Source organism: Streptomyces sp. PH10-H1, from assembly GCF_030063355.1.
Classification (GTDB): Bacteria; Actinomycetota; Actinomycetes; order Streptomycetales; family Streptomycetaceae; genus Actinacidiphila.
Genome location: NZ_JASISZ010000001.1, coordinates 290,587 through 299,091, shown reverse-complemented (window position 1 = coordinate 299,091; position 8,505 = coordinate 290,587). Strand labels below are relative to the sequence as shown.

Sequence of the window (8,505 nt, the reverse complement as noted above, 5' to 3'; positions counted from 1 at the left end):
GAGAACAACCATGATCACGAACGCCTGCGGGCCCCTTGCGTCCAGGGCACCGGAACCACCACGCCGTCACGCAACGTCACAACCGTGCGTGCCGCCTACGCGATTGCCCGGTTAAATTCGAAGACCCATGTATGCACGAGCCTGGGCCCCCTGCTCCTGGGCCCACTCGACAAGAGCAAGCAGACGCTACGGGGCGCTTGTCAAAGAGGTGCCACCCCGCCTGAAATCTGCACCAGGTGCCATCCCTTGCTGACATTCAGTGCCAAATGTGGCTGACCAAGTTCATGAAACTGCAAGTTAAGATCCCCGATCGGTGCCACCCGTGACTGACATTCTCAGCAACCGCTGCTGGGCCGGCGGCTCCAGGTCACCGAGCAGCAGGAAGGTGAGTCCAGCCGTACGGACCAGCAGTACGACGCTGGCGTCGTTCGGCCCGTTGTCCGGCAGCGCCCCGGGGTCGCCGGGCGGCCAGAGCAGCTGCCATTCCAGTGCCCCCAGCCGCCGCCGCTCCCCCGCAACCGCGCGGATCACCGGGATCCGCGCGCTGGCCGCCTGTTTGCGGACGAAGGCCGCCTGCTCGGGCGGTTCGTCCAGCGTCGTGGTTTCGATCGCACCGACTGTGCGGCCGCGCAGGACCCCCGGGAGCCCGTCCACGTGATCCGCGTGGCCGCGTTCTTCGCGCTCAATATGTCTCATGAGACAGCCGACTTGTCATGAGTCACGTGTGTGGCCTGGAGCGCAGTGACGTTGGCGAGTGCTTCGGGGCCGCAAGGGCGTAACGGCTGCTGACACATCTTGGGTGAACTGTGCCGGAGGGGTTCAACGGCGGCAGCTGCTGCCGTCCGTCGGGAGGTCCGACCTGTGCCTGCGCGAGCTGATCAAGCAGGTGCCGGTGTGGCTGGGTGTCAGGGAAGGACGTGCAGAGGGGGACGCGGCTGTGGCTGGGCATGTTCCCCGACGACCGGCAGCGGCGGGTGCGGCGCGAGCTGGCGGCAGCTGACAGGCCGGGCGGGTCTGGAGCAGGGCCCCGGCGGACGGGATTTTCGCTAGGTGATCGGAAGTCGGCGCTGCCAGACTGAAAGGTCTGCGCTAGCGAGGTGAGGTGGATCTCGGAAATGGATCATCAGCTGGTGATCGCTCAGAATCGGGAAGCTCTTGAGGTGACCCTCAAGTTCGGCGAGCGCGCCTTGCGTGAGCCGGCGTGGACTCCCGGTGCAGCGTCGGAAGCGGCGGCCGAGCTGGCGAACAACGAGGTTGGTCAGAACGGTCCCTGGGGCGAGCGGCCCGCGCGGACCGCCTATGCGGCGGCCAATCTCATGATGACTGCGGTCCTGGACGATCTGGGGACCCTGCGCCAGTTGCTCGGCAATCCGATGCCGGTGATCGGCCCGACGGTCGTCGCACGCTCCGCGGTCGAGATCGCGTCGACGGTGTGGTGGCTGATGGAACCGGGGATCGGTGTGCGCCGTCGCGTGTGTCGAGAGCTGGTGCTCAGCCTGGGGAGCGCGCGCCGTGCGAAACAGGTTGCCCAGGACATGGAGGCGAGCCAGGCGGTGGCCGACGCGCTCCAGCAGGAGTCCCGGGTGCTGCAGCGTATTGCGGACCTGAACGTGGGACAGCCCGCTTCGGGTAATCGGATTGTGATCGAGGGCGAGCAGGCGGAGTCGGCCACTGCCGGCACGGCCAAGATGCTCAAGGCGGCGCTGCGTGCGAATGCCTCGGCCGAGTCGGTCTATCGCGTCTATTCGGCGGTGACTCATGGCGAGGTCTATGGCCTGATGAACTTCATGGCGCCGGGTGTGTCCTCGAATGGAGAGGCCATGCTGCACTGGCATTTGGACCCCGATGTCCTGGACAGCACGATCCAGGTGGGGGTCGTCGCGTTCCGGGAGGCATACCGGCGGATCCATCAGGTGATGGGATGGGGGAAGCTGGGGCGCGACCTCTGGGAGATCAAGCTCGGGAAGATCTTCAACGGCGCGTAAACGCGACGGAAGGGGACGGGCCGCTGGTCGTGGCCCCTCCCCGCTCGGCATCAACCCGTCGTCAAGAGTTCCCTTTCCTCGCCCGCGTCCAGTCCACCCGGGCCAAGGACTACGTCCGCGAGTTCAACGCCGCCCTCGCCCCCATCGGCGGCCTTCCGCGAGTTCATCCACCGGACCCGCAAGGAACTCGGCGTCGCGGCATGAGCAACGCTCCCTCTGCTCGCCCTGAGGCTTAGCGCCGTTGGCGGGGGCCCCGGAGGCGGATGGGCGTGACAGTGGTTGAGACGTCCTTGTCGAGCTGCCGCCGGAGGGCCTCGTTGTCGTGGAAGAGGGCGGCGATCGCGGTGTGGGCAGCCTTGAGTTTCTTCTCCATGAGCGTGCATTCCTGGGTCTTCGCGGTCAGGCGCTTCTTGAGGTCCGCGATAGTCGCGTCGCGCTTGGACTCGCCGGGGGTGACCTTGCCGTGGACGGCAAGGTGCGCGTCCCACTCGGCCAGGATTTTGTGCGCGCGGTTCATGGTCGCGCGGCTGACCTGCGCCTCTTTGTGGAGGTTCTCCTTGGTGAGGCGGCCGTCGGTCCGTTGTGGGCGGCCTTCGAAGAGGCGAGTCATTGCCGCCCGCAGGGCGGCGGCGGTCTTGGGGCTGACCTGGTCTTCGAGGCCGCCGTCGACGGGGCCGGTCACTGGGCCTCACCGACCATCTTGAGGACTCCTCGGGTGATGTCGAGTTCGCGTTCGGCGAGGTCGCGGCGGCAGCCCGGGGTGGAGGGGTTGTTGATGAGCTGGAGCTGTGTGCGCTGGTGGGAGTCGTAGATCGGTAGGTGCTCGGGGCCGATCATGCTGTTCGCGCATCGGTCGGGCCGGCAGCGTTCATCGAGGGGGCCGGTGTGTCCTTCGGGGATGATCGCGTTTTCGAGGCAGACAGCGCCGACGGGGTTGGTGTGGTCGGCGGTGCAGTTGTTGAGCATGCCGAACCGGATGTGGATCCTGGTGGTTCGCAGAAGGGTGTCGGCGGTGCGGGCGTCTCCGTTGCGGGCCTTGACGGTGGCGTCGATCTGGTCGAAGGCGTCCTTGACGCGTTCGGCGCCGGGCCCGAATCCGATCTCCTCGCCTGCGGTGTGACGCTCATAAAGGTCTTTGATCTTGCGGAACTTGACGTTGTCGAGAGCGTCTCCGAGGTATTTGGCCCACTCAGCGTCGGAGGCGGCATAGCCACGGGTGCTGGCGTTGGCCAGGGCCCGTTTCGCGAGATGCTTGAGCTGGATGCCGGTGGCGATCTCGGAGCCGGGGAACTGGTCGGTGAGCATCGCCATCGTCCGGCGGAACATGTGCGGGCGGACGTAGGCGGTGGGGATCTCGTCGAGTCCTGTCCAGGTCCGCCCGGAGTTCACGAACGCCATGAACGCCACCAACATGTCGACGCCGTCGAGGGTGCCGTCCAGCTTCGAGGCGTGGACGGGTGAGAAGACTCGCTCGGGATGCTGGGAGACGGCCTCAGCGACGGCGAGGGCCTCGACGAGAGGCTCGGCAATCCACCAGTGCTTGCCTGGGCGGTTGGTGGTGCCCTTGATCTTCGTGGAGGCGATGGCTGAGGTGCTGTAGTGCTCGACGACAGGGTCCCGCATAATCTCGTGGATCTCCGAGTCACGCATCATCGACAGGCCCACGACCAGGCAAAATGCCGCATCACGCAGTGCCGTCTTCACGTCGAACAGCGTCCGTTGGTCGATGCCTGGATGCCAGGGCCCCGTGCTGCCGTCAGACCGGACAACCTGTGCAAGTTCTCCGGTCAGCGCGTGGGTGGTGGTCCTCCCTGCGGCGACCGCGTCCAAGATCAGAGTGCGCCGACGTACCCTCGCTGGGCAGGTGAGGGAGGAGATCGCCCCATGAGCGTCCGGCTCGTATCCGAGTAGGAGCGTCAGCAGTTTCCACTGCACCTGCGGGACCTGGTCCTCCGCGGACGCGGCATGGACGGGGATCTTGTTCTGGGGGTCGGAGAGCCACTCCTCAATGCGCTCGTCAATGCCACGGACCGACAGCCTGGTGGCTGATCTGAGCTCGTGGAGCCGACGGTCGGCCCGCAGGACGTCGGGGGCGAAGTCGTGGATGTAGGCCCAGGCGGCGCGGATCAGCGGGAACCAGGTTGTCGGGGGAACGGTGGGGGTGGCGATGGTCCTGCCACGGGTGATCTCGGCGACCCTGCGGGCGCTCTGGCCAGGCCACGGATCCCCTGCCGGCCAGGGCAGGCTCAGGAGGGGCTCGGCTGCCGCCAGGCTCTTGAAGCACGTCACGTAATTCCTGATCGTGTCCGGCGACAAGCCGTCGGTGGTCAAGCTGGCGATGCGTTGCCTCGGGTCCTCCGTCGTCCATTCGTCCGGGGATGTGGAGGGTCCCTCTTCTTGGGCCCAACGGGCCGTTGTCCGCAGACAAGACGCGATCCGGATCAAGGTGCGAGGAGAGGTGGTGCCGTCAAGGACGATTCCGAGCTTGAGGACTGCGGGGTGGTGCTGGTTGAAGATGATCATCATCAACTCGCGCGTCAGCAGATTCCAGTACGGGTCCTGCAACTCCAGGCTGAAGTTGACCTTCCAGTCACTGGCGTTCGCGTTCGCGGGTCGTTTGAGGACACCGTTGAAGTTCCAGAGGCCGGTGTCGCCGAACCGAGGAACGTAGGCGCCAGGCTCGCGGGCCTCTGGCAGTAGCGAGCGACCTTGGGCAACGGGTTCGTCGTCTCGGAACAGCGACGGACGGCGCTGCTGGGGAAGGGGCAGGATCATGCGTCGAACTCCGTGTGCGCGGCCAGCGGCAGGTCGAGGGACGCCTCGCCGGCTTCGATGTGCTTGCGGGCCTGGGCACGTTCCTCGGGCGTGCGGTCGTCGAGGACGGCATTGAGGTTCACCCAGCTCTGCCCCCATAGCCGACTGAATGCCTGCGGTGTCAGAAGTGCACGAAGCCGTTCCAAGTGCGCCTTGAAAAGCAGAAGTTGAGGCAGGTTGGTGGGCAGGATCCAGGCATTGCGGCATTCGAGGCAGCGCAGGGGGGCGACGGCACAGAGTTCGCCGGGGCGACTGTAGGGGCTCTGGTAGGGGTTCTTGCAATGGGAGACGCCCATGTCGAGTTGGCCGGTCATGATCTCCTCGGCCTCCTGCGGGGACAGGCCGGAGTCTTCGAGCAGGTCCTGGTCAATGCATTCGGTGCCGGCGAGGACGGTGGGGCCGTCAACGCGGTCGAGCGCCTTGTCGAACCAGTGCTGCTGAGCCGTGGCGATCGTCCGGCCTGACAGGATCCGCAGCGTAGTGCCCTGGGCGTAGTGGCGAGCGAACGTCTCCTCGGTGTGATCGTCTGCGGCGGCGCCGATGCGCCCCTCAGTGACGATGGCCTTCTCGACCTTGACCGACTTGCGCAGGCGGCCGATGTGCCCGGCGCCCTTGACCTCGACCTCCATGGCGGCCAGCCAGCGGCTGAACTTCACTGACACAACTGTAGGAGTCCACCGGTCGAACACGACACTGTAATCGGGCCTGATGGCGGCGCGGACGAAGAGCGTGTCAGTGACCTGCGGGGCCTTCGCGCGGACCCTGGCCGTGAGGTGGAGGAGCTGCCGGACCACCTCGCTGGCCTCACGGCGGGGCCAGTCCACGGTGAGTTGCCCGTCAGCATCGTTCGGGGATGAAGCATCGGGCGGGAAACGGTCGCGAAAGGCGCGGTGCCGAAGAAGTCCAGCACGATTCTTGAGCAGGGTCAGCCGGACGCCCTTGGGCAGGAACTCCACGTCCTCCTCACCGAAGCCAGTGACCTCTTCCGAGGTGTAGCCAGTGGCGTCCATCAGCAAAACACGGAATCCGTGCAGGTCAAACGTGGTGGGATACAAACTCGCGAACAGGGATCGCGCCAACGCCAATCCTGCGGTCTGCGGGTAGGGGACCTTGCCCGGGCCGGCGGTGAACTCCAGCAGTTCCGGCGACCATTCGCGCGATGGGGGTACGAACCGGTGAATGTCGTCGACGGTGATCTTCTCGTGGGTCAGGCCCCAGAGCAGGTCGGGGATGCTGGTCCAGCTGCCCTGGTCGGGGTGACACCCCTGTTCGGCCAGGGCCCAGCCGTCGTCCAGTCGCTTCCGCACGGCATGAGCACTCGTCCACGCGGCACGGACCATGGCCCGCTTCTCCTGACGGGTGAATTCGTCCCGTTCCGTCTTCTCCCCACTTCTGAGGAGCATGGGACCGCGGGCCAGTCGAGCCAATTCCGTGGCAACCGTGCGGTCGGGGTGGTCATCTCGACGGACCACCAGCACGCGCAGGGCGGCGGCAACCAGATACGGCCTGGTCGAGCCCTGCGCGTTGCCCTCGGGCAGGGACAACTCCCACTTGATCAGCGTGTCGAGGAGATTTGGATCCGCCAGGCTCGCTCCTTCCGCCTTGGTGCCGAGCACCTTGTCCACGTACTCGCAGAAGCGATCAATCGCCTGCAGGTAGGTCCTCGCCTGAGTTCCGATCGCGGTGGCGGCGACGTACTCGGTCCACTCATCCGCCAGTTGCATGGCCAGCATCGAACAGCGGAAGTCCGACGGTTCCACTGCCATGACGACTCCGGAGGCGTCGACAACCCGAGGACCGACACCGCCAGGCGGGACCGGGTTCGCCAGGAGTGCCACCAACCGCTCACGTTCCCTTTTACTCCGACGCTTCTTCGACACCTCAGCGGCCGCCCTTCGGGCTGGTCAACGCCTGGGAGGCAATGTCGGCGTAGCTCGCCTCGTCATCGCCCACCCAGCTGGAAAACGCGGCCTCGAACTCGTTGATCAGGTCGTCCGTGTACTGGAGGTACTCGTAGGTGGTCTCCGGACTTGCGTGACCGAGCCGGCGGCTGACGATTAGCAGCGGGTTGTGCCGGATGTGCCCGGTCAAGTACGAACGGTGCCGACGGCGGCGGGCCTGCAGGTCCGGCGCTTCGCCGTCCATCGTGTTCTCCAGATAGGTCAAAAGCCGGAGAGCATAGGTGTGTCTTGTGTCCGCAGAGGCCGTGTGTCGGTGGACTGGTGTGGTCATTGAGCAGGGCAGAAGTCCGCAGCTGCGTTCGCAACCACGGCAGCGGACCGTGTTGCATTGCGGAAGCACTGACGTGATGGAGACCACACATCTGGGCGGCCTAGACACCTAGCCACTTCGACCGTCATCTCGCCATCGACCGTACGTCTGGAGGGCGCCCGCGTGGACAGTGGGCCCGACTGCTCGGCGCCCGTCCCTCTCCCCGATCCCCGCGTTCTCTCCGCTCTCGGGGCGGGCTTAGCCCTGCAGAGTGCGAAACGCCTCTTGGTAAAACACTGCAAGAGGTCCGACATTAGGAGCGATTCGACGTTCACTGAAAAGCGCGACAGCTCCCGATCCTGTACTGAAATAAGCGGCAACCTCTCGAACCGAAGGCTCGCTGATTGCCGCCGCCGCCAGTGTGGCGGCAATCACTCCGAACACTTGCTTAGTGTTGAGGTTTAGAAGGCTTGCGAAATGGCGCGAGACTAGAGCGCTCTTGATGTATCGTGGAAAATCCTTGACGGCCTCGGGATCCTCTCTGAGAAGTGCTGGCAGCCAGTCACCGTGAAGTTTCGGCCAGAGGTGCCTGCTTGCCACGTCTCGGAGTCGCAGAAGGCTAGGAAGGTTCTGTTCCCAATCCGCGAGAAGTGGGGCATCGACATTTCGGTAAGCAGATCGCTCCGTGGCAACGTTGAGAATATATGGCTCGTATCCTCTTTCTCCAGTGAAGGACCCTTCTCCGGCCTGCAAGTCGCGAATGAATGGTGTTTCAACTCTCTCCTTGACCTCATCCTGCCTGACGAGAGCCGCCGGGTCCCACTCTCGTGGATGTCTCACGAGTTGAATCCCATTGCGAGACTGTGCGCTGGAGATTGGATTGCTGATCAATGAGAGAAGTTTCCGCACTTGCTCCTGGCGCCCTGTAACATCCGGGTCAGGGCTGGTCGTTGCTGGTGACAGCCAGTGGCGCAATCCGCTCATGGACCCAGCAACAATGCTCTGCTTCGAGGTAGCTATCGGCTGCAAGATGGCACAGTTAATTCGCTCAAGCTCCGGGTCATTGGCCTCGTCAATCCAATGCCTTATCTGACGATCCGGGTTGTCCCTGCGAAAGTCTCCATGGATTTGACTGAGGAGATCACGAGGGCCGTTGCCAACGGTCCTCCAGTCCACCGGCTCCAGGATCGGCCCGCCGCCGCTAACACCTGCTGCAAGTTGCCCAAAAATTCTACTCGTTGCCCAACCGAGCTCCTGTGCGGCAAATCTTTCGTTCTCGAGAGATTCTTTGGTGCAGTAAATTTTCTCAAACATCCACAACGGAGCGGCGCCGTTCCAGAAAATTGCACCAGGCAGGGCACTATTTCGAGGCTCAAACGGATCATTCGCGAGCATGCGATTGTATTCCCAGCCAGGGAGGTAAATGCCGTTAATCGCTGCCATGTAAACTCCAGGTTGCTCAGTCCTCCGGCCTCATGTAGGAGCCTACTCGCTC

Annotated in this window: 6 protein-coding genes and 1 pseudogene; 1 reads left to right on the top strand and 6 read right to left on the bottom strand. The window is 64.5% G+C overall.

Annotated features, from left to right (window positions below; all coding sequences use genetic code 11):
• Positions 1–333: 333 nt before the first annotated feature.
• Positions 334–666, bottom strand: a pseudogene (locus tag QMK24_RS01230) (ComEC/Rec2 family competence protein); the annotation flags it as partial.
• Positions 667–1,115: 449 nt separating this feature from the next.
• Here QMK24_RS01230 and QMK24_RS01225 point away from each other — a divergent pair.
• Positions 1,116–1,985, top strand: coding sequence for a hypothetical protein (locus QMK24_RS01225; protein ID WP_283463114.1), 870 nt, complete (start codon positions 1,116–1,118; stop codon positions 1,983–1,985).
• Between the two features lie 232 nt (positions 1,986–2,217).
• Here QMK24_RS01225 and QMK24_RS01220 read toward each other — a convergent pair whose 3' ends face one another.
• From QMK24_RS01220 to QMK24_RS01200, 5 genes are all read right to left on the bottom strand, one after another.
• Positions 2,218–2,667, bottom strand: a complete 450-nt coding sequence (locus QMK24_RS01220) for a hypothetical protein (RefSeq protein WP_283463113.1) — start codon at positions 2,665–2,667, stop codon at positions 2,218–2,220.
• Complete coding sequence (locus tag QMK24_RS01215; RefSeq protein ID WP_283463112.1) at positions 2,664–4,760, bottom strand: site-specific integrase; 2,097 nt, start codon at positions 4,758–4,760, stop codon at positions 2,664–2,666. The genes QMK24_RS01220 and QMK24_RS01215 overlap by 4 nt, the downstream gene beginning before the upstream one ends.
• Positions 4,757–6,532, bottom strand: coding sequence for a hypothetical protein (locus QMK24_RS01210; protein ID WP_283463111.1), 1,776 nt, complete (start codon positions 6,530–6,532; stop codon positions 4,757–4,759). Before QMK24_RS01210 ends, QMK24_RS01215 begins: the two co-directional genes overlap by 4 nt.
• 148 nt (positions 6,533–6,680) lie before the next feature.
• Complete coding sequence (locus tag QMK24_RS01205) at positions 6,681–6,944, bottom strand: hypothetical protein (RefSeq protein ID WP_283463110.1); 264 nt, start codon at positions 6,942–6,944, stop codon at positions 6,681–6,683.
• Positions 6,945–7,268: 324 nt separating this feature from the next.
• The gene (locus QMK24_RS01200) at positions 7,269–8,453 is read right to left on the bottom strand and encodes a hypothetical protein (RefSeq protein ID WP_283463109.1); all 1,185 of its coding nucleotides are present in this window, start codon (positions 8,451–8,453) and stop codon (positions 7,269–7,271) included.
• Between the last annotated feature and the right edge of the window lie 52 nt (positions 8,454–8,505).